Raw genomic sequence first — 18,436 nt, 5'->3', positions numbered from 1 at the left:
GGGGAGACTCCTGCCCCTGGAGACTCCGACCGCCTCGAAACCCCCGCAGACGGCGCGGATCCTCGGACTCTGGCTCAGCTGGAGGCTGATCTGTTCGCCTCCTGGCTGCTCTCCGGTCGGGTCGAGGGCGCCCCGGTAGAGGCGAAGATCGCGGTCATGATCCCTGAGACCACCCTGACCGGACACAGCGACGACCCCGGCATCAGCGCCGACCGGAACTGGGTGATCCCAGCCAGCGATGCCCGCCACCTCGCCGGTGTTCCCCGCACCTGCCACGACTGGTACCACGCCACCACCAGCCCACCCCAGCCCGGCCCGATCCAGCCCGGCGCAGGGGACGTCTCTCCGGACATCCTCGCCATCACCTACACCGGCCGCTACGCCCCGGCCCGGCTGCGGGATGCCATCATCTTCCGCGATGGGGTCTGCCAGGCCCCGGGGTGCACCATCCCGGCGCAGCGCTGCGATCTTGACCACCGGCTCCCCTACCCGGCAGGCCCCACCAGCGGGCCCAACCTGCAGGCCCTGTGCCGCAGACACCATCGGTTGAAGTCCCACGGCCTGCTGACCACCGAAGAGGACCAGGCCACACCACCGAAGACAGCGACACCGATGGGCCCGGGATCACCATCAGCGCCGCCGAATCCCCCAGCGCCACCTCGGCCCTGTCGGTCCCAGCACAGACCCCCACCCCTGACACGTCTGAACTGGACAGCACGGCGGGCCATGCCGCGCGCCCTGAACTCTCACCGTCGCGCCGCACCTGCCGGACCCATCGACCTGGTCCACACCAGTCATCGTGTCCACATCCGTGGCCACCCCTGACCACCACCGCATCCGCCACATTCACTGCTCTACATGCTGAGGACGGCCCCCACCCGGGTGCCGTCCTCAGCATGCCCACGCCACTCCATGGCCGCCACAGCTACGCTGTCTCCATGCGTGACTTCTCCAGTCGGCCTGACATCGACCATCTCGCGCTGCTCGCCGCCCTGCAGCGGGAGTTCCACGCGCATCTGCTCGTCGCCGACCCCGACGCGCCAGTGCCCTCTTGTGGCAGGTGGACCGTCCGGGACCTCACCGTGCATCTCAGTGACGTCCACCTCTGGGCGGCGGACATGGCTCAAGGCCTCGCCTCGGCCCCTGACGAGGAACGCCCCGCAGAACACCCGGAGGACCTCGCCGCGCACTATCGCTCCTGCGCCGCCCACCTCCACGAGACCCTCACTCAGCTGAGCCCCGATGCTCCCGCGCGGATCTTCGGAGGTGACGGAACGGCGTCGTTCTGGCGACGTCGCCAGGTGCACGAGACCCTGATCCACCTCCATGATCTCGCCGAGTCTCTCGATGCCGAGCCACCCGAGGCGGGGGCCGAGGTGTGGGCCGACGGAATCGACGAGATCATCACCGTCATGCACCCCCGCCAGGTGCGGCGGGGACGCGCGGAGCGCCGTCGTCGTCGGTCCGCGTGACCGCCACGGACGCCGCGACCAGTTGGGTCATGCCCGAGGACGCAGAAGACCCGGCCGCGGAGATCCGCGGCCGGGCCCAAGACGTCGCTCTGCTCCTCTGGGGGCGGCGCGACCTCGCGACCTCATCTCTCGAGGTGCGCGGTGACCGCGCCGCCGTGCAGCAGCTGCTGGATCAGCCGATCACTCCGTGACGTCGATGATGATCTTCCCGGAGCCGGCGCCGGCCTGATTGTGCGTCATCGCGTCGGCCGCCTGCTCCAGGGGGAAGTGCCGGTCGATCTCCACGCTCAGGGCGCCGTCGGCGACTTTAGCCAAGAGCTCGGCGAGCTTCTGCCCGTCGGGCCGCACCCACACCCAGCGACCGCCGTGCTCCTCCACTGAGGGGTCCGCGATCGACACGTGGCGACCGCCCTCGGCCAGCACGTCCAACGTCTGCTCGAGCACTCCCCCGGCGAAGTCGGCGACCGCCGTGACGCCTTGGGGCGCCAGGCCACGGACTCGCTCTGCGAGCCCCTCGCCGTAGGTCAGCGGCTCCACGCCCAGCGCGCGAAGCTTCTCGTGATTCCGCTCCGAGGCCGTGCCGAGAACCCTGGCGCCGGAAGCCGAGGCCAGCTGGGCCGCGAGATGACCCACTCCCCCGGAGGCGCCGTGGATGAGCAGAGTGTCGTCCCCGGAGAGACGCAGGGTCTCCAGGGAGCGCAGCGCGGTGAGACCCGCCAACGGCAGGCCTGCGGCCTCATCGAAGGACACGCCCTCGGGCACGCGCGCCACGGAAGTGGCCGGCAGAGCCACAAACTCGGCATAGGTGCCGCCGTGGACGACATCTTTGCGGGCGTAGGACGCCACTCGGTCTCCTGGAGAGAACTCGGGGACGTCGGGGCCCACCGCCTCCACCACCCCGGAGACGTCCCATCCCGGGATCACGGGGAACACGGCATCAAGCATGGCGTCGAGCCCACCGGCCATGAGCTTCCAGTCGACGGGATTGACCGCGGCGCGCTCCACCGCGATCAGCACCGCGCCGGGGCCCAGTTTCGGGGTCGGCTGCTCGGTGAGCTGCAGAGTGTCAGGTGAACCGTACTCGGAATAAGTCATCGCACGCATGGTGGCGAAAACCGTCCCAGCCGCGCACGCATTCCCGCTGTTCGCCCTCAGATGAGCTGCTGGACGCCGGCCGAGGCCCGGACGAACCCGCAGGTTTTGAACACAGCACGGTCCTGAGGGTCAGCGAAATCGGCGAAGAGCCGCCTGTGTCCCGCCTCTCGTGCCATCTCGGCGGCGCGCTGCACCAGAGTCTCCCCCAGCCGGTGGTGCTCGGGATCCAGGAGCAGCTCCAGGACGACGGCGTCCTGGTCCCGGTCGCCGATCATCCGTACGAAGCCCACCAGCTGCCCCGAGATCGTCGCGGTCACCCAGCTCTCCCGGCCGTCAGCGCTGCGCGGAGACCATCCCGAGGCGGTCCCGTCCGGGTGCACGCGGACGCGCAGGCCCTCAAGTGCCTCAGCATCGAGCTCTCCGTCCACCTGAACGTCGGGCTCGGAGTCCGAGTCTCCGTCCCGCCGCCGACGACGGCGCCCGGCCCTGCGCTCAGACCGGTTCCTGGCGAAGGCACCACCCAGAGAGGCGGCGATGGTGACGAACAGCCCCACGGCCAGCAGCGCGTAGAGCATGGTGAAGACATTCGCCAATGGGCTGCTCGGCACCAGGTCCCCATAGCCGACGGTGAGGCCGCTGACCACGGAGAAGTACAGGGCATCGAGGACGGGCCACCCCTCGCTGAGCGTGTAGAAGATCGTGGCGCTGAGCACGAGCATCAGCAGGCTCAGCAGGGCTCCGCGAAAGACAAGGTCCTGCCACGCCGTGCGGAGGGCTGAGAGGAAGCGGGTGAGCATCAGCGTCAGTCCGAGCATGACGGCATCCTACGCCGACACCCGCCACCCCGGACCGGCCAGGACGCGTATGCTCGGGCCATGGAACACCAGCAGCTGAACTCCGGAACCAGCATTCCACGCATCGGATACGGCACCGGCCGGTCGTCGGACCCGGCCAGGAACGTGGCCGCGGCCCTGCAGGCCGGCTACCGTCACATCGATACTGCCCAGATGTACGGCAACGAGGCCGGCGTCGGGGAAGGACTTCGCGCCTCGGGCGTCGCCCGAAATGACGTCTTCATCACCACCAAGCTCGACAACGGCAACCATGCGCCCGACGACGTCGACCGCAGCCTGGACGAGTCGCTGGCCCGTCTCGGCCTGGACGCCGTGGACCTGTTCCTCATCCACTGGCCGATGCCGATGCTGGAGATCGACTACGTGGACACGTGGCGAGCCATGATCGCCGTCGCCGAGTCCGGACGGGCGCGAGCGATCGGCGTCTCCAACTTCGAATCCCACCATCTGGAGCGGATCATCGAGGCCACCGGCGTGTTCCCAGCCGTGGATCAGATCGAGGCGCACCCGTACTTCGCCAACGATGAGCTGCGCCGCTGGTGCTGGAACCACGGGATCGCCGTCGAAGCGTGGAGCCCGCTCGGCAAGGGGGACGACCTGACGGACCCCGCCGTCATCGAGCTCGCCGACCGGCTGGGACGCACCCCTGCCCAGGTGATCCTGCGCTGGCACCTGCAGCGCGGCGACGTGATCATCCCCAAGACGGACCATCCCGAGCGGATGGCCAGCAACCTGGAGGTCCTGGACTGGGAGCTCGCAGCCGAGGACGCCGCCGTCCTCGACGCCCTGGACCGGGGTGAGGACGGCCGCCGGACCGCGCACCCGGACCACGTGCCGGCCGCGGGCTGAGCCGGATCAGTCCTCGTAGACGATCTCCACGCGGCGATTCGCGGCGTAGGTGGCGGGGTCCTCCTCCTCTTCGGCGACCGCCGGCTCGGTGTCGCCCTTGCCGGAGACCTCCAACGTCAGATCGGGCCTCTCCTCGCTTAGGACGTCGGCGACCGCTTCGGCCCGCCGCTCCGAGAGCTCCTGGTTGTCGAACTCCTCACCCGTGGGGACGGAGTCCGTGTGCCCGGTGACCTGCACCTCGGCGCTCTCTGGGATCTCGTCCACCAGCTCGGCCAGGTGGTCGCCGGCGCTGTCAGGCAGCTCCCAGCTGTTGATGCGGAAGAGGATGTCGGTGGACAGGGAGATCAGGTTCTCCTCGGCGTCCTCCACGGTGGGATCACCCAGATGTTCGATGAAGTCCTGCGCCTCGTACCGGTAGATGAAGGGGTCAGCGTCGTAGGCGTGCACGGCGTCGTCCATCTTCAGGTCCTCGGGGCGCTCCGGCGGGCCGTCGAGGGTCTCCGTCTGCTCGACCGGGGCCCCGACATGTCCGGGATGGACCGCCGCCGTCGTGCCCAGCAGGACGACCATGCCGACGGCGACCCCTGCGGGGATGCGCACATCATGGCTCCTCATCGCTGGATCTCCACGTCCTGGAACTCCTGAACCCCGGGGACGACCGCGACGTCGACCGTGTCGATATCATCCTCAGGAGCAGGGAAGTACGCCCAATGCGTGATGAGCTCCCCATGCTGAGCCTCGATGTCACCGACGGGGGACGCCCACGCACCGGTGGCGAATGACCCGCCGAGCCATCCGCCCCCTTGGGCGAACTGGTTCGTGGTCTGCCGCGGCACGTGATATGCCTTCAGATTCTCACGGTCGTTCACCACCGGCAGCAGAGTGGTGCTGCCCAGGCTGTGCAGGTTCTGGAAGAGATGCACCTCGGAGGGGTCCTCGTACTCCGGCATGAAGCTCACCGTCAGGAGCATGGCGTCGTCCACCACCTCGAGGGAGTGCAGTCCCATGGTGACCTCCCCCTCGGCGAAGCTGCCCTGGATGGGGTATGTGATGGTCTGCACCGCGTCGTCCATGGTGAGCGTGACGTCCTCGGCAGGCTCACGCGGCTCGTCGGGTGATTCCTCAGACGCGGGCTCGGGGCTCTCCTGCCCCGAATCGTCCTGCGGCCCACCTCCGAGCGTTCCGCATCCGGTCAGGGCCAGGACTCCAGTCAGGCCGATGATTGTGGTCAGCGATCGGGACACCATGACGACTCCTCGGGATTCACTGCAATTTGCATATGCAATACCGTATGTCGTGGTGCATTGCGGGTCAACCCCGGCAGGGGCTCAGGATCCGAGGGACTGCCGCAGGACTGAGGTGAAGACCTCCGGCTGAGCCGCATGGACCCAGTGACCGGCGTCCTTGATACGCAGCAGCTGCGCCTGAGGGAAGAGCTCGCGCATCACGGGACGGTGCTCCTCGGCGATGTAGTCCGAGTCGGCGCCGGCGACCCAGAGCACGGGTCCGGTGAACTGCGCGTCACCAGCGTCAGGGAAGCCGCCGATCACGTCGAGTTCAGAGCGCAGAAGCTCCAGGTTGGACAGCCACCGGAACGTCCCGCCCTCACGGACCAGGCTCTGCAGCAGGAAACCGCGGGTCATCGCCTCCGGAATCGGCTCCTGGAGCTGCTCCTCGGCCTCGCGGCGTGAGCTCAGGCGGGTCAGGTCGAGGGTGGCGAGGCTGTCGAGAAGATGTTCGAACTGACCCATGGATCCCCCGGAGGACACCGGAGAGATGTCCACCACCACGAGCCTGTCGATCAGCTCGGGATGACGCAGGGCCAGCACCATCGCCACCTTGCCGCCCATCGAATGCCCGACCAGATGGACGGGACCCTCGGCCGCGACACCGGAACTCAGCTCCGCGGCCACATGATCGGCCATATCTGCATAGTCGATTCGCTCGGTCCACCCGGACCGCCCATGATTCGGCAGGTCCACCAGCAGGCTCCGGTGCTCCGGAGTCAGACCCTTCGCGATCTGGGTGAAGTTCTTCCCCTGCCCGAAGAGCCCGTGCAGGAAGACCACCACAGGGCCGCCCTCTCCGATCAGGGTGGTGTGCAGGCTGAGATCCGTCGAGGTGCTCACAGCCTCCAGCCTACTGGCGGCGGACTCAGGTTCCCACCGGGACCTGCGAGACGGACCGGACGGTGTGCGACCAGGCAGTGAAGACGCCGAGCAGCCGGGTGCCCGCTGCAGCGAATGCGGCGTCGACGTCGGCATGCCAGGCATCCACCACCCCGCTGGGCAACGGCCGCGAGGAGGAGAAGGCCACCACTATGGAGGGCACACCGAGGGCGGCCAGGACCTCCAGCATCTCGCGACGCTCCTGCCCGTCGGCCTGCCAGTCGGTCTCGCTGATGAGAATGGGCGGCGGGTAGGCGACTCCGCGCTCGTCACAGGAGATCAGCAGCAAGGTGTCCTCAGCACGCAGCTTCTCGCTGAGCACCCGGTCGACGACGGCGCCGGCCACGCGCGGCGAGGTCAGCGGCACGGCAGTCCAGTCCTGGGGGAGATCCTCGAAGCTCATACCCCGATCCTGGCGGTCGGCGGCGGGCGGCCACCACCCCCTCCGGGAATCTGTGGAGAACCCATCCACACCTGCGCGAACCTCGGGCCACCAGGTCGAGGTTCAGGCATCCGATGCGGCAGACTCGTCCCCATGGACGATCTGCATGTCTTCCCCGGCCCCGGTGCGCCGCACGGTCTGCGCGTGCCGCAGGCAGAGCTGGACGAACAGTTCTCCCGCGCCTCCGGCCCTGGCGGGCAAGGTGTGAACACCACAGACTCCCGCGTGCAGCTGAGCCTGGATCTCGCCACGACGACGGCGCTGACCGAGGAGCAGCGTCAGCGAGCCCTCCACCGCCTCGCCTCCCGGCTCACCGGGACCATGCTGACCATCAGCGCCTCGGAGCACCGGTCGCAGCGGCGCAACCGGGCCACCGCGCGGCAGAGACTGGCCGCCCTGCTGCGCGATGCCGTGGTCCCTGAGACCGCGCGCCGGGCGACGCGCCCCACGCGGGCCTCAGGCCGTCGGCGGCTGGAGGCGAAACGGAGGCGCTCCGAGACCAAGCAGCACCGTCGTCGTCCTCACCCTGAATGACGCCACTCTTCGAGCGTCTCAGACTCCTTCGCGGCGCATCACGGTGACGGCGAAGTCGGCGTCGTCGTGCCAGGCCCGCAGGTCCCAGGTGGCGAAACGATGCTCGACCCACAGCCCGGCGTCGGCGGCATGCCGGTCGAAGTCCTGCAGGCTCAGGTGGCGGTCCACGTGGAAGCCGAGGATCAGGAAACCCTCCTCGGTCACGCAGTCTCGGACGCGCCGCAGCACCTGGACCTCCGTGCCGGGAGCGACGAACACCATGACGTTGCCCGCCAGCAGGGCGGCGTCGAAGGGCTCGGCCTCCCCCAGCATCTCCAGGGTCAGCTCGGAGAGGTCTGCCACGGCGTAGCGGGGGCCGGGGTGATCCTGCCGCGCGGCCGCGCCCGAGCTCGCCGTCCGCATCGACGCCGACCACCGTGTGGCCGCGGGCGTGCAGCTCGCCGGACAGCCGCCCGGTGCCGCAGCCGGCGTCGAGGATCCGGGCCTGCCGCGGAACCATGGCGTCCACCAGACGCGCCTCCCCGACGAGGTCCTTCCCCTCGGCCGCCATACGGCGGAAACGGTCGATGTACCACTGCGAGTGGTCGTCCCCGGTCTCGGTCACCCAGCGGGTCGGTTCAGCCATGGGCTCCACTGTACTGGCGGCGCGCACGATCATCGGGGGCAGCACTCGGACACGACGTAGAAGACCAGGCGACCGACACCGCTGCCGGCAGGAGCCTCCCGGGATCAGGCGACGGCGGCGCGGACGATCTCTGCGACGCGACGCTCCGTCACGTCGTCCAGCTCCTCGACGAACCACGCCGACGGGCGAAGCCGCCCCTCTCCTTCGCCTGCCGGAACGGGCCCGGCCTTCTCGCTCACCCCGAGCGAGATCAGTTCGTCATTGCGGATGAACACCAGGACCGGGGAGCTCGCTGAGCTCGCATAACCGGGCATGCCGTACCAGATGCGTGGTTTCAGATCCGGCGCGGCCTCAAGAATCAGGTCGTGCAGGCGACGCATGACAGACCGTCGGGGCTCGTCCATCGCTGAGATCCTGCTGAGGACCTTCTCCCGGTTCTTCGTATTCTTATCCGTCATGATCATGTCCTTTCGTCAGCCGCCTCGGGCAGGCGGCACCGTGGTCTTCCGCGCAGGTCGATGCGCGGCACCCCATCCGGACATGTCCTGATCTCTTCAGGCCTCTCCGCAATGATTCAGGCGATCCGTCGCCTGGAAGTGCAGTCGACGACTGAGTCCGCCGTCACCGGCAGAGTACCAATCAGCCGGGCCGCAGGCGAGGACCGGAGGGCGCACTCACCTCGTCTGGGCAACCTGCTGGGCCCTCTTGCGGGCATAGGCGCGTGCGGCGCGCACCCGATCGCCGCAGCGGGTGGAGCACCACTGCCTGCGCGCATGGGTACGCAGGAAGAACCACCGGCACGACGGCGCCTCACAGGCTGCCAGCGACGGCGCGTCCTCGCCGGCGAGCAGGGCGGCCGCATCCTCTGCGATGACGGCCATGACGTGCTCGACCACCTGGGTGGCCGGATGGTCCACGCCGCGGCTGAAGCGTTCCCGCGGGTCGAAACGGAGCAGCAGCGCACCGGGCGCGCTGGTCAGCGCCCGGTTGACGGCGTCGATCGACTCGGGACTGGGGATGCCGCCGGTGACGTGCGCGATGAACAGATCGCGGAGGTCCTCCCGCAGCTCGACCAACCGACGCCGACATGGTTCGTACAGCTCCGCCTCCGGGGCGATCATGCCTCGGTCCACCAACCATGCGGTCGCACCTTCGGGCGTGGACAGCGCATCCCTACTACGACCGGCGGCACCGCCTTCGAGGGTGTTGACCAGCGCGATGCTGGGGTGTTCGTGCGTGCCCGGCACGAGATGCTGCGCTGACTCCGACATGACTCTCATGGTACCGGTTCTTGTTTTCCGTGACATCCCTGCTAGCCTGAATCACGTCAAATGCTCTTATTTTCCATGAGAGCGGGTCGCCGGAGGATGTGGCTGCCCCGACGACCTTCCTCCCTGAGAGAACCCCTGATGAAACGGAGAACAGCATGACTGCACCCCGCCGAGCCCTCATCGTCATCGACGCCCAGCAGGAGTACTTCGAGGGCCTGCTGCCCATCCAGCACCCCGATCGCGACGCCACCGTCACTCGCATCCGAACAACGATCGACGCCGCCGCCGAAGCAGACGTCCCTGTGGTGGTCGTGCAGCACGAACTGCCGGAGGGAGCCCCTGTCTTCGCCTCGGGCTCCCCCACCGGGCAGAACCACCCGGACGTCGCCGCCGTCGAGGACCGCTCCTCGCTGCGGATCAGCAAGCAGTTCTCCAGCGTCTTCGCCGGGACAACCCTTGAGGACTGGCTGCGGGAGCAGGAGGTCGACACGATCACCCTGGTGGGCTATATGACGAACAACTGCGTGCTGGCCTCGGCCGCGGGCGCCGAGCCGCTGGGCATCGCCGTCGAGGTGCTCTCGGACGCCACCGGAGCCGTCGATCTCGCCAACGACGCCGGCAGCGCCTCGGCCCGCCAGGTCCACGAGACGCTGATGGCCCTGTTGCACTCGAACTGGGCGGCGGTTGCCGACACGGCACGCTGGGTCACGGCAGTGAAGGCCGGCGAGGCCCTGGAGGCGAGCGATCTGGTCACCTCTGCAGCCCAGGGCCGCGGGAGCGCCTGAGCGTAGATCACCGATAGACCTCAGGCCGCGCCCCAGAAGGCGTCCTCAGCTGCTCCGTCCTCGGAGAACAGGTGCACCGCGACGATCTCGGCGTTCTGGATGGTCAGCAGGTCCACCCCTGCCATGTCCATCGCGGTGCCGGGTCGCGTGGCGCTGAAGCGAACCGGCACGGCGATGAACCCTCCATTGACCATCGCGGACCCCGTGGGCGCCACCTGGAAGGTCCCTTCACTAGCCTCCATCATGCGCCCCAGGTGTGCACCGACGGCCTCGACGCCGATGTGCTGGCCGGAGAACCGATGCGCCCCCGGCTGGTGCCACACCACCTGCGCGCTGAACTGGGCCATCGCCGTCGGCATGTCGCCGCGCCCCAGGGCCTCGAAGTACGTGGCGGCGACTGCCGCCGGAGTGCTCTCACTCATGGTGCCATCCTTGTCATCGGGAGGTCGCAGGATCGCCTGATCCGCGCCATCCCTGACAGTAACCAGTGGTAACCTGTTACCTCAACGTAACCGCAGATGAGGGGCCCTGATGGAACAGCCACCATGGAACGTGATGGTCGCGACGTGCCCGTCGCGCACGTCTCTGGCGCGCATCGCGAACAAGTGGACGGCGATGATCGTCATCGCGCTCACCAGCGGCCGCCTGCGCTTCGGGGAGATCCGCCGAGCAGTGGACGGCATCAGCGGCAAGGTCCTGGCCGACACGCTGCGGGACCTCGAACGCGACGGCATCGTCTCTCGGACCGCCTATGACGAGATGCCGCCGCGTGTCGAGTATGACCTCACGCCCCTCGGCCGCTCACTGCGCGGGCCCCTCACGGCGCTCGGCCAGTGGGCGGAGGCCCATATCGAAGAGGTCGAGGCCTCCCGGGCGGCGTACGACGAGAAGACCATGCCCGAGGAGATCTCGACGCGCTGATCAGTTGGTCAACGCATCGTCGCACAGTAGGTTGTTGGTGATGATGACCAGTCAGGCCGTGACGGGCCGCTCCCGGACAGGCGACCTGGTCGTGCCCTGATCCGCGCCCCTCCTTGCGTGAGTGTTCTGCCCCACCCACTCACGACCCACCAGGAGAACCATGACAGCGCGTTTCAACCACACGATCATCGCCTCAACTGACCCCGCCGAGATGGCTGGGTTCTACCGCGATCTGCTCGAAGCAGACCAGGCCCCCTCGTGGGGCCCCTTCCACAACGTCCAGCTCACCGACGGCGTGCTCCTCCAGTTCGCCACACCGCCGATGGAGTTCCCTCCGCAGCACTACGCCTACCTGGTCGACGACGACCACTTCGATCGCGCCTATCAGAAGATCACAGACCAGCAGATCCCACACTGGGCGGACCCTCAGAGATCCCAGCCCGGGAAGATCAACCAGGGACACGGCGGCCGCGGCGTCTATCTGCTGGATCCTTCAGGGCACTTTCTGGAGCTCCTCACCCGCCCCTACCTCTGACGGAGAAGCGCACCCTCCAGTGATGCTTCGGACAAGGAGGACTAGAGGGCGATGATCTGCCACAGGTGCCCGTCGACGTCGGCGCAGACCGCGATGTATCCCCAGTCCTGACGCTGCGGAGGGGAGGTCACCTCCCCTCCTGCCGCGCGAGTGCGCTCGGCAAGACGGTCGACCTCCGCCACGGTGTCCACCGTGAGGCTCAACAGACATTCGCTCTGGCCTGTGGGGGCGGCCGGCCGGGGGTCGATCACCCAGCCGAATCCTCCCCTCGGGATCAGCATCAGCGTGACACCGGCAGCGACGCTGAACTGCAGAGGCTCGGGGACGCCGTCGTCGGCGAGCGGGCCGACCGGTTCGAAGCCGAAAGCGTCCCGGTAGAAGTCCATGGCACGCCGTCGATCGTCGATCGGCAGGCAGACGGTGAGGGGCTGATGCGGGGAGGTCATGACCTCCCTCCTTTCCGTGGTGGCAGGCGCGGCCGGCTCCTGGGTGGTGGGTCAGGCGTCGACGATGATGTTCTTGCCGTCCTCGACAGTGACGCTGAGCGAGTTCCCAAAGTCGCGGGGCGTCATCTCCGTGGCAAAGACCCCGCTGGCCGTGACGGTGCTCTGCTCGACCCGCATCGCCGTCGGTGGCGTGTTCGGAGTGAAGATCCTGGATCCGGCACCGACGACCACAGGGGCGATGAGGAACCGGTAGATGTCGATCAGGCCGGCCTCGTGCAGCGTTCTCGCCAGGTGGATGCTGCCGTGGACCTGCAGCTCGAGGTCATCCTCCACCGCTTTGAGCCTGGCGATGTCCTCGAGGAAGCCGTCGCCGAGGGGTGTGCTCGTGTCCGCCCAGGTCTCACCCAGGGGCGAGGATGTCACCACATACTTGTGCCCCGTGTTGATCTGAGCGGCCACTGAATCCTCCGGATCGGTGACATGCGGCCAGTGGGAGGCGAAGGTGTCGAAGGTGCGCCGCCCCAGCAGCAGGGCGCCGCAGCGCACGTACCACGCGTCGATCGCATGACCGCAACCCTCGTCGAAGAACGGCATGAACCATCCCCCGTGCGTGAATCCGCCGCGAGTGTCCTCCTCGGCGCTTCCGGGGCTCTGGCTGACGCCGTCGAATGTCGTGAAGAGATGGATGCTGAGTTTCATGGCTCAAGGCCCTTCTGACGCGGTCGGGGAAACAGTGAGGGCCAGCGGGACGTGGAACGCCTGGGCGAAGACCTCAAGGTCTGCGGCAGGACCCTCGATGGTGAGCTCCCCGGAGGTGACGGCGTCCTCCGGGGAGAGGCGGCCGGCCAACAGCAGCCTCAGCTGGGGCCCGGCGTGGATGACCACGTCAGGGTCGCAGACGGGGATGCCGGCCCCGACGTCGAGGTCTTCGCCTCCGGCGGACGCCCAGGCACTCGCGGCTCCTGCATGGATGAGGTAGGTCGTGGGAGCCGAGATGATGCCCGGCCGATAGGCCGCACGAAGTGCAGCCGCCAAAGACGAACTCGTGAGAATCTCGCCGGGCTCCGGGGCGCTCATGCGCTGGGCGCCCCATCGCCCGAGTCTGTCCAAAATGGGCGTGAGTTCGGCCCCGTACGCTGTGAGGGCGTAGAGCACTCCCCCTCCGGGCTGCTCGGCGGCGCGCCGCTCCAGGACCTCCATCTGTTCCAACTCGCGCAGCCGCGTGGTGAGCACACTCGTCGGCACTCCGGGGAGCCCCTCGTGGATGTCCTTGAATCGCCGCGGTCCGACGCTCAGATCACGCACGATGAGAAGCGCCCACCGCTCCCCCAGCGCGCGGGCCGCCCTCGCGAGGCCGCAGAACTGGCCGTAGTCCTTCGTCATGACTTCACAATACGAAGTCAACTCCGGAATGACAAGGGTTCGTCAGCGGGGCCGCAGGCCCGCCAGAACCATGGCCAGCACACCATCGGCGAACTCGTCATCCAGCGGGCCGGTTCGCAGCAGCCAGCGATGGAAGACCGGGCCGAAGAGGAGCTCCGCCGCCAGCTGCGGATTCACGGACTCACCGGCCTGACCAGCCTGCACCCCTGCCGTGATGCGCGCAGCGGTGGCGTCGAGCTGAGGACGGAGCAGACGGTACACCAACTCGTCAGCGACGACGAGGTCCGTCTGAATCTCTGCGGTGATCGCGCGCTGGAGGCGGTCGGTGGCGGGCTCGGTCAGCGCGGCTACGGTCCCCCGCAGCACGGCCCGGAGATCCGATTCGAGGTCACCGGTGTCCGGTAACGCCACGGACCCGCCGTCCTGCGAGTTGGCCTCCAGAATCGCATCAAAGACGACGGCGGCCTTTGACCTCCACCAGCGGTAGATCGTCTGCTTGCCGACGCCGGCGGCCGAGGCGATGCCTTCGATGCTCAGCCGGGCGTAGCGACGTCGCTGATCAGCTCGCGCGTCGCAGAGAGGATCGCTCGGCGGGCTCGATCACTGCGTCGGGACGCGTCAGGTTCCCGCGCTCCCGACGTGGAGGTCTCCGGCGTAGGCGTCATGCCGGTAGAGTACCTCATCGCGAGACGAGACGCACCGTCTTGACAGGATGAAGCGTCGCTCATGATACTGGCGAGACGAACCGTTTCGCTGAAGGGAACTTGCCATGCCTGAGACACCAGCTCGCGTCCGCACCTGGCTCATCACCGGCGCAGGCCGCGGACTGGGTCGCGCCTTCGCGCAGGCCGCCCTGGCACAGGGAGACCGCGTCATCGGAACCGTCCGCAGCCCCGGAGCGATGTCGCAGCTGGTCGATGCCCATCCGAACTCAGCCCGGGAGGTTCCGCTCGACGTCCGTGACGCCCAGGCCGTCACCGCCGTCGTCGATGACGCGGCCCAGGAGTTCGGCGGTCTCGACGTCGTCGTGAACAACGCCGGCGCGGGCTTCGTCGGCGCGATCGAGGAGGTCGAGGAGCAGCAGGCCCGCGACCTCGTGGACCTGAACCTGTTCGGCGCCATGTGGGTCTCGCGCGCCGCGACCCCCCACCTGCGGGCCGGCGGCGGTGGCGACATCGTGCAGATCTCCACGGTGGGCGCCGTCGGAGCCATGCCGACGTTCGGGGTGTACAACGCCAGCAAATGGGCTCTCGAAGGGTTCAGCGAGGCGCTGTCCGCCGAGGTCGCGCAGTTCGGCATCCGGGTGACGATCGCCCAGTTGGGCGGCTTCGCGACCGACTGGGCCGGGACGAGCATGACGTTCGCCGAACCGAAGCCCGAGTACGACGCGCTGCGCACCGACCTCTTCGGCACCCCCGCTGTCCCGTGGCCCGCCCCTGATGCCGACACGCAGCCGACGGACGCCGATCCTCGCCTCGCCGCCGACGCCTGATCGCGCACTTGGGCGACCCCGACCGCCCCCTGCGGGTCCTGATCGGCGACGACGCCCCGGAGCAGGCCACCCTGGCCTACGCCGCCCGCCGTGATTCCTACGGTTCACTCCGACGGTTCGACTGGCCGGAGGACTCGGCCTGACGAGCGCCCCTGCCCCGGCCTGCCGCTAGCATGAGCGCATGGAGAGTCGATGACGGGCTGGACCTTCGACGCAGAGCTCATCGAATGGCGCGGACCTGCACCATTCGTCTTTGCGCCCATGCCGGAAGAGGTCTCCGCCCAGATGAAGGAGGCCGCCCGGGGTCTCATGTACTGGGGACAGGTGCCGGTGAGCGCCACCATCGGCGCCACCGACTTCGACACGGCCGTCTGGCCGAAGGACGGCCGCTTCCTGGTGCCGGTGAAAGTGGCGGTGCAGCGGGCCGAGCGGATCGACGTCGGTGACCACGTCACCGTCACGGTGGAGGTGCGGGGTCAGCGACCGTGACGGTCCGGGTTCTCCCAGGGCCAGGCGACGACCAGCCAGTCCGCCACCGCCTGGGCGAGCGGCTCGTCCAGCTCGGCACGGTCCTGCCGCACCCAGGACTGCACCTCCACGTCATGCTCCGGGGAAGCGCAGGGATACAGGTACACGCAGCCGATGACGTCGTCGTCGGGATCGAGCACCGTGAAGGTGAAACCTCGACGCGCAACGAAGTCGGCCGCGTGCCGCGTGAGGTCGGCGAGGTTCTCTTCCGGGCTCATGCCCTGCTCCGGCGGCCAGGAGCCGTCCGGATACCCCGGAGTGGCCCTGATGTGCGCGATGCTCGATGTCCACGCCCGGAGGTCGGCCTCATTGTGCTGCGGACCCAGCGGCTCGAGCCGGAACTGCCGAGTGGCCAATGCGGTCGGCGGGTCGAAGTCTGCGGGGACGAATTCGTGAGGCGCCATGGGGAGAGCCTACGCGCCCCTTCGGGCACTGAGCTGCCGCAGCCCGCTCACGCCCTCAGCCTCAGCGCCACCGGCTCCACCGTGAGAGGCCAGACGCTGAAGAACCCCAGCAGCCAGGTGCCCGCGTCGTCGAAGATCTCCTGCAGATCAGTGGCCCAGGCGGCGACGACGGCGTCGGACAGGCGATGGCGGGAGGACGCCGCCACCAACGCAGACTCCAGTTGCAGGGAGGCCAGGGCTTCCAGCATCTCTCGACGCTCGGACGGTCCGACGTGCCAGTCGATCTCGCCGATCAGCACCGGGGTGGGGTAAGCGACGCCGCGGGCATCGCAGGGCAGCAGAAGCATCGTGCTCCGAGCACGGTCCTTCTCGCTGATCAGCAGATCCACCGCATCGGCGGCCAGCGGCTGGGAGGTCAGGGGCATCTCGGTCCAGTTCTCCGGGAGGTCTTCGAAGCTCATGCTTCGATCCTCCGTCGGGCGCCGCACCGGCCACCAGCCCCTCCGGGCATCTGTGGATAACTCACAGCTGAGGATGGTCTGCGCCCACCGCCCAGCGGCCGTCACCCCCTCGGAGCGTGCCCAGCAGAGACTGCCAAGACGGTGCGCGTACCATCGGGAGCATGGATCGCATCTTCGACACCATCCGCTCACTCGGCATCCGGCGAGGCCCTGACCGTCTCGTCGCAGGAATCGGCGGGGCCATCGCCGAGAAGCTCGGGGCGAATGTCTGGCTCGTGCGGGCTCTGCTGCTCGCATCGTTCCTGCTCCCGGTGCTGGGGGTCGGAGCCTATGTGATCGTCTGGCTCCTGACGCCGTGGCAGGATGGCCGCATTCCGCTCGAGCAGGCCCTGCGGCGCACCTGAGAGCGACGGGAGCCCTCAGTCCACCACTGCGGCCACGGCTTCGATCTCGACCAGCTGGTCGTCATAGCCGAGGACGGTGACCCCCATCAGTGTGCTCGGAACATCATGGTCTCCGAACGCATCACGCACCACCTCCCAGGCCGCCACGAGATCAGCCTGGGACGACGACGCCACCAGCACGCGCGTGCTGAGGACGTCATCGATCCGGGCTCCTGCCGCGGCCAGGGCGTCCTCCATCGTCGCCACACATGCCGCCGCCTGACCGGCATAGTCACCGACTGCGACCGTGGCGCCGTCGGCATCGAGCGGGCAGGCCCCTGCGAGGAAGACCAACCTGGCCTCCTTGCGTGCGGTGGCCGCGTAGGCGTACTCGGCCACGTCGGAGAGGGTGGCAGAACGGATGAGACTCACTGCACTGGACATATGACCAGCATCCCATATCAGACGACCTTGTAGCCTGGGGATGATGGCACGTCCAACCGACGATAGGCCCAGCAATGTCGAAACGACTCACTCTTGATCTGCACGACATCTTCAACAGGAGCCGCGACATCGACCGTGCGCTCGCCGAGATCATCGACGAAGCCGAACGCACGAAGGTGAAGACCGTGGAGATCATCCCCGGCAAGGGCAGCGGACAGCTGAAGAAGCGGGTGCTGCGGTTCCTGGACCGCAAGGACGTCAAAGCCAGATATCACCGGGTGGAGAAGGACAGCAAGAACTTCGGGCGCGTGTTCGTGCACTTCAAGCACTGACGGTTTCCTGCACCCTGGGACAGGGAACCGCAGATCGTCACGTCTACCGGCACGGACGGAGGGCCGCAACGTTGCCGTCGGAGTGCTCGTGGGACGGCGCATCGCGGGGCCCCTCCGACATCGCGACCATCCGCCGATATCCTCACTCCATGGCCGACACCGCAGATCTTGCCCGTAACTACCTCAGCCACCTCACGAATCGCGAATGGGACGCCTGGTCCGCGTTGCTCCATCCCGACGTCATCTACACAACGCCGCAGAGCCGCGAGCGCCGGCGCGGCCGGGAGGCGTTCCTGCGGTTCAACCAGGAATACCCGGGCGACTGGCAGCTCACGGAGAAGTGGGTGCTCGGGGACACTGACAGAGCGGTGATCTGGTTCGCCTGGACCGTCGGGGACGACTGCGGCGACGCGCAGTCCTTCCTGTCGTTCGACGACTCCGGCAGGATCACGGAGATCACTGAATTCTGGCCGGAACCATACGACGACCCAGACCGAGCCACGCCCGCAACCGAGCGCTTCTGACCGGACTCCCCCATTCGATGCAGCAGCCCCGCCGTCGGCATCAGATCGACCTGGTACCGCTGGACTGTGTCGAGAGGGCTGTCGGTTGGTGAGCATGGAGGCGTATCGGGACACGATCGACGTCAACGTCGATGTCCGCTCGGGCACTCGCCCAGGCAAGGATCCGGACAGCCACAGCCCCGCTCCACGCCGGTCCCACCGGACCCTGTGGAGCAAGCCGTTGCCCCACGGGGACCCTTCACGCTCTCGACCAGCCGCCGCTCTGCGGACTGGCACCACCACTCGCACCGCGGGACACTCATCCCGACCAGCGTCCGGATCACTCAAGGTCTTCGGCGGCGCCCCGCAGGATCAGCCGAGCACTTCACCGCCGAGTAGGATGAGGCCTACTAGGGCATGTCTGACAATTATGTAGCGCCCGTCCTGCGAGACTGAGTAGATGTCGAGGTTCCAGGTGCTCTCCGATGCCCAGTGGTCGATGATTGAGG

32 protein-coding genes and 1 pseudogene are annotated in these 18,436 nt (G+C 68.0%); 15 read left to right on the top strand and 18 right to left on the bottom strand.

Annotated features, from left to right (window positions below):
- The 3 genes from BCY76_RS18285 to BCY76_RS15320 all read left to right on the top strand — a co-directional run.
- On the top strand, nt 1-825 hold an 825-nt coding region (locus BCY76_RS18285), incomplete at its 5' end, for an HNH endonuclease signature motif containing protein (RefSeq protein WP_170922724.1).
- A gap of 113 nt (nt 826-938) precedes the next feature.
- A complete protein-coding gene (locus BCY76_RS15325; RefSeq protein WP_170922723.1) occupies nt 939-1,472 on the top strand; it encodes a maleylpyruvate isomerase N-terminal domain-containing protein in 534 nt (177 codons plus the stop codon).
- Complete coding sequence (locus BCY76_RS15320; RefSeq protein ID WP_237090216.1) at nt 1,469-1,663, top strand: hypothetical protein; 195 nt, start codon at nt 1,469-1,471, stop codon at nt 1,661-1,663. The genes BCY76_RS15325 and BCY76_RS15320 overlap by 4 nt, the downstream gene beginning before the upstream one ends.
- Here the strand turns inward: BCY76_RS15320 and BCY76_RS15315 are convergent.
- The gene (locus BCY76_RS15315) at nt 1,653-2,567 is read right to left on the bottom strand and encodes an NADP-dependent oxidoreductase (protein ID WP_336582554.1); all 915 of its coding nucleotides are present in this window, start codon (nt 2,565-2,567) and stop codon (nt 1,653-1,655) included. The two genes, BCY76_RS15320 and BCY76_RS15315, sit on opposite strands and share 11 nt — an antisense overlap.
- Nucleotides 2,568-2,623: 56 nt before the next feature.
- Nucleotides 2,624-3,382, bottom strand: coding sequence for a GNAT family N-acetyltransferase (locus tag BCY76_RS15310; protein WP_070161927.1), 759 nt, complete (start codon nt 3,380-3,382; stop codon nt 2,624-2,626).
- 60 nt (nt 3,383-3,442) lie between these two features.
- Between BCY76_RS15310 and BCY76_RS15305 the strand changes: the two genes are divergently transcribed.
- Nucleotides 3,443-4,270 carry an aldo/keto reductase gene (locus BCY76_RS15305; protein ID WP_070161925.1) on the top strand — a complete coding sequence of 276 codons (828 nt, stop codon included), beginning with the start codon at nt 3,443-3,445 and terminating at the stop codon, nt 4,268-4,270.
- Nucleotides 4,271-4,276: 6 nt separating this feature from the next.
- Here the strand turns inward: BCY76_RS15305 and BCY76_RS15300 are convergent, their stop codons facing one another.
- From BCY76_RS15300 to BCY76_RS15285, 4 genes are all read right to left on the bottom strand, one after another.
- Nucleotides 4,277-4,870, bottom strand: coding sequence for an OmpA family protein (locus tag BCY76_RS15300; protein ID WP_070161923.1), 594 nt, complete (start codon nt 4,868-4,870; stop codon nt 4,277-4,279).
- Between the two features lie 11 nt (nt 4,871-4,881).
- Entirely contained in the window at nt 4,882-5,517 is a 636-nt protein-coding gene (locus tag BCY76_RS15295; protein WP_070161921.1) for a hypothetical protein, read from the bottom strand.
- A gap of 81 nt (nt 5,518-5,598) precedes the next feature.
- Nucleotides 5,599-6,399 (bottom strand): alpha/beta fold hydrolase, encoded by an 801-nt coding sequence (locus tag BCY76_RS15290; protein ID WP_070161919.1) that lies wholly within the window; start codon nt 6,397-6,399, stop codon nt 5,599-5,601.
- A 25-nt stretch (nt 6,400-6,424) separates the two neighbouring features.
- Nucleotides 6,425-6,841, bottom strand: a complete 417-nt coding sequence (locus BCY76_RS15285; protein ID WP_070161917.1) for a hypothetical protein — start codon at nt 6,839-6,841, stop codon at nt 6,425-6,427.
- A 132-nt stretch (nt 6,842-6,973) separates the two neighbouring features.
- Between BCY76_RS15285 and arfB the strand changes: the two genes are divergently transcribed.
- Nucleotides 6,974-7,414 (top strand): alternative ribosome rescue aminoacyl-tRNA hydrolase ArfB, encoded by a 441-nt coding sequence (gene arfB, locus BCY76_RS15280; RefSeq protein WP_070161914.1) that lies wholly within the window; start codon nt 6,974-6,976, stop codon nt 7,412-7,414.
- A gap of 18 nt (nt 7,415-7,432) precedes the next feature.
- On the opposite strand, the gene BCY76_RS20550 is transcribed toward arfB, so the two are convergent.
- From BCY76_RS20550 to BCY76_RS15265, 3 genes are all read right to left on the bottom strand, one after another.
- A complete protein-coding gene (locus BCY76_RS20550; RefSeq protein WP_336582550.1) occupies nt 7,433-7,816 on the bottom strand; it encodes a hypothetical protein in 384 nt (127 codons plus the stop codon).
- A 327-nt stretch (nt 7,817-8,143) separates the two neighbouring features.
- Complete coding sequence (locus tag BCY76_RS15270) at nt 8,144-8,497, bottom strand: DUF1801 domain-containing protein (RefSeq protein WP_070161936.1); 354 nt, start codon at nt 8,495-8,497, stop codon at nt 8,144-8,146.
- Between the two features lie 216 nt (nt 8,498-8,713).
- Nucleotides 8,714-9,310: a CGNR zinc finger domain-containing protein gene (locus BCY76_RS15265; protein ID WP_070161910.1), complete on the bottom strand. Its 597-nt coding sequence runs from the start codon at nt 9,308-9,310 to the stop codon at nt 8,714-8,716.
- Nucleotides 9,311-9,465: 155 nt separating this feature from the next.
- Between BCY76_RS15265 and BCY76_RS15260 the strand changes: the two genes are divergently transcribed.
- Nucleotides 9,466-10,095, top strand: a complete 630-nt coding sequence (locus tag BCY76_RS15260; RefSeq protein ID WP_070161908.1) for an isochorismatase family protein — start codon at nt 9,466-9,468, stop codon at nt 10,093-10,095.
- A gap of 20 nt (nt 10,096-10,115) precedes the next feature.
- Here BCY76_RS15260 and BCY76_RS15255 read toward each other — a convergent pair whose 3' ends face one another.
- Entirely contained in the window at nt 10,116-10,517 is a 402-nt protein-coding gene (locus tag BCY76_RS15255) for a nuclear transport factor 2 family protein (RefSeq protein WP_085437875.1), read from the bottom strand.
- 109 nt (nt 10,518-10,626) lie between these two features.
- Between BCY76_RS15255 and BCY76_RS15250 the strand changes: the two genes are divergently transcribed.
- Both BCY76_RS15250 and BCY76_RS15245 read left to right on the top strand, forming a co-directional pair.
- A complete protein-coding gene (locus BCY76_RS15250; protein WP_070161904.1) occupies nt 10,627-11,016 on the top strand; it encodes a winged helix-turn-helix transcriptional regulator in 390 nt (129 codons plus the stop codon).
- 160 nt (nt 11,017-11,176) lie between these two features.
- Nucleotides 11,177-11,551 carry a VOC family protein gene (locus BCY76_RS15245; protein ID WP_070161902.1) on the top strand — a complete coding sequence of 125 codons (375 nt, stop codon included), beginning with the start codon at nt 11,177-11,179 and terminating at the stop codon, nt 11,549-11,551.
- A 41-nt stretch (nt 11,552-11,592) separates the two neighbouring features.
- Here the strand turns inward: BCY76_RS15245 and BCY76_RS15240 are convergent, their stop codons facing one another.
- From BCY76_RS15240 to BCY76_RS20830, 5 genes and pseudogenes are all read right to left on the bottom strand, one after another.
- Complete coding sequence (locus tag BCY76_RS15240; protein WP_070161900.1) at nt 11,593-11,997, bottom strand: VOC family protein; 405 nt, start codon at nt 11,995-11,997, stop codon at nt 11,593-11,595.
- A 51-nt stretch (nt 11,998-12,048) separates the two neighbouring features.
- The gene (locus BCY76_RS15235) at nt 12,049-12,696 is read right to left on the bottom strand and encodes a dihydrofolate reductase family protein (RefSeq protein WP_070161898.1); all 648 of its coding nucleotides are present in this window, start codon (nt 12,694-12,696) and stop codon (nt 12,049-12,051) included.
- Nucleotides 12,697-12,699: 3 nt separating this feature from the next.
- Nucleotides 12,700-13,380, bottom strand: a complete 681-nt coding sequence (locus tag BCY76_RS15230) for a winged helix-turn-helix transcriptional regulator (RefSeq protein ID WP_070161896.1) — start codon at nt 13,378-13,380, stop codon at nt 12,700-12,702.
- Between the two features lie 42 nt (nt 13,381-13,422).
- Entirely contained in the window at nt 13,423-13,791 is a 369-nt protein-coding gene (locus BCY76_RS19660; RefSeq protein ID WP_237090215.1) for a TetR-like C-terminal domain-containing protein, read from the bottom strand.
- A gap of 54 nt (nt 13,792-13,845) precedes the next feature.
- Nucleotides 13,846-13,917 (bottom strand): annotated as a pseudogene (locus BCY76_RS20830) (TetR family transcriptional regulator); the annotation flags it as partial.
- Nucleotides 13,918-14,149: 232 nt separating this feature from the next.
- Between BCY76_RS20830 and BCY76_RS15220 the strand changes: the two are divergent.
- From BCY76_RS15220 to BCY76_RS15215, 3 genes are read left to right on the top strand one after another with little or no spacing between them, the layout of a single operon-like run.
- A complete protein-coding gene (locus BCY76_RS15220; RefSeq protein WP_201791160.1) occupies nt 14,150-14,872 on the top strand; it encodes an SDR family NAD(P)-dependent oxidoreductase in 723 nt (240 codons plus the stop codon).
- An 8-nt stretch (nt 14,873-14,880) separates the two neighbouring features.
- Nucleotides 14,881-15,015, top strand: coding sequence for a hypothetical protein (locus tag BCY76_RS20080; RefSeq protein ID WP_272896864.1), 135 nt, complete (start codon nt 14,881-14,883; stop codon nt 15,013-15,015).
- 49 nt (nt 15,016-15,064) lie between these two features.
- Nucleotides 15,065-15,361 (top strand): DUF1905 domain-containing protein, encoded by a 297-nt coding sequence (locus BCY76_RS15215; RefSeq protein ID WP_070161895.1) that lies wholly within the window; start codon nt 15,065-15,067, stop codon nt 15,359-15,361.
- Here the strand turns inward: BCY76_RS15215 and BCY76_RS15210 are convergent.
- A complete protein-coding gene (locus tag BCY76_RS15210; protein WP_070161893.1) occupies nt 15,349-15,804 on the bottom strand; it encodes a GNAT family N-acetyltransferase in 456 nt (151 codons plus the stop codon). The genes BCY76_RS15215 and BCY76_RS15210 overlap by 13 nt on opposite strands.
- Nucleotides 15,805-15,851: 47 nt before the next feature.
- Nucleotides 15,852-16,265, bottom strand: coding sequence for a hypothetical protein (locus BCY76_RS15205; RefSeq protein WP_070161891.1), 414 nt, complete (start codon nt 16,263-16,265; stop codon nt 15,852-15,854).
- 161 nt (nt 16,266-16,426) lie between these two features.
- Here BCY76_RS15205 and BCY76_RS15200 point away from each other — a divergent pair, with 161 nt between their 5' ends.
- Nucleotides 16,427-16,669, top strand: coding sequence for a PspC domain-containing protein (locus tag BCY76_RS15200; protein WP_070161889.1), 243 nt, complete (start codon nt 16,427-16,429; stop codon nt 16,667-16,669).
- Between the two features lie 15 nt (nt 16,670-16,684).
- Here BCY76_RS15200 and BCY76_RS15195 read toward each other — a convergent pair whose 3' ends face one another.
- Entirely contained in the window at nt 16,685-17,092 is a 408-nt protein-coding gene (locus BCY76_RS15195) for a RidA family protein (protein ID WP_070161887.1), read from the bottom strand.
- 74 nt (nt 17,093-17,166) lie between these two features.
- Here BCY76_RS15195 and BCY76_RS15190 point away from each other — a divergent pair, with 74 nt between their 5' ends.
- From BCY76_RS15190 to BCY76_RS20825, 3 genes are all read left to right on the top strand, one after another.
- Nucleotides 17,167-17,424 carry a Smr/MutS family protein gene (locus BCY76_RS15190; RefSeq protein WP_070161884.1) on the top strand — a complete coding sequence of 86 codons (258 nt, stop codon included), beginning with the start codon at nt 17,167-17,169 and terminating at the stop codon, nt 17,422-17,424.
- Nucleotides 17,425-17,573: 149 nt separating this feature from the next.
- Nucleotides 17,574-17,948: a nuclear transport factor 2 family protein gene (locus BCY76_RS15185; RefSeq protein ID WP_070161934.1), complete on the top strand. Its 375-nt coding sequence runs from the start codon at nt 17,574-17,576 to the stop codon at nt 17,946-17,948.
- A gap of 94 nt (nt 17,949-18,042) precedes the next feature.
- Complete coding sequence (locus BCY76_RS20825; protein ID WP_139827837.1) at nt 18,043-18,363, top strand: DUF6994 family protein; 321 nt, start codon at nt 18,043-18,045, stop codon at nt 18,361-18,363.
- The last annotated feature ends 73 nt before the right edge of the window (nt 18,364-18,436 follow it).

Source organism: Nesterenkonia sp. PF2B19, from assembly GCF_001758425.2.
Classification (GTDB): Bacteria; Actinomycetota; Actinomycetes; order Actinomycetales; family Micrococcaceae; genus Nesterenkonia; species Nesterenkonia aethiopica.
This window is presented reverse-complemented; position numbering and strand designations above follow the sequence as displayed.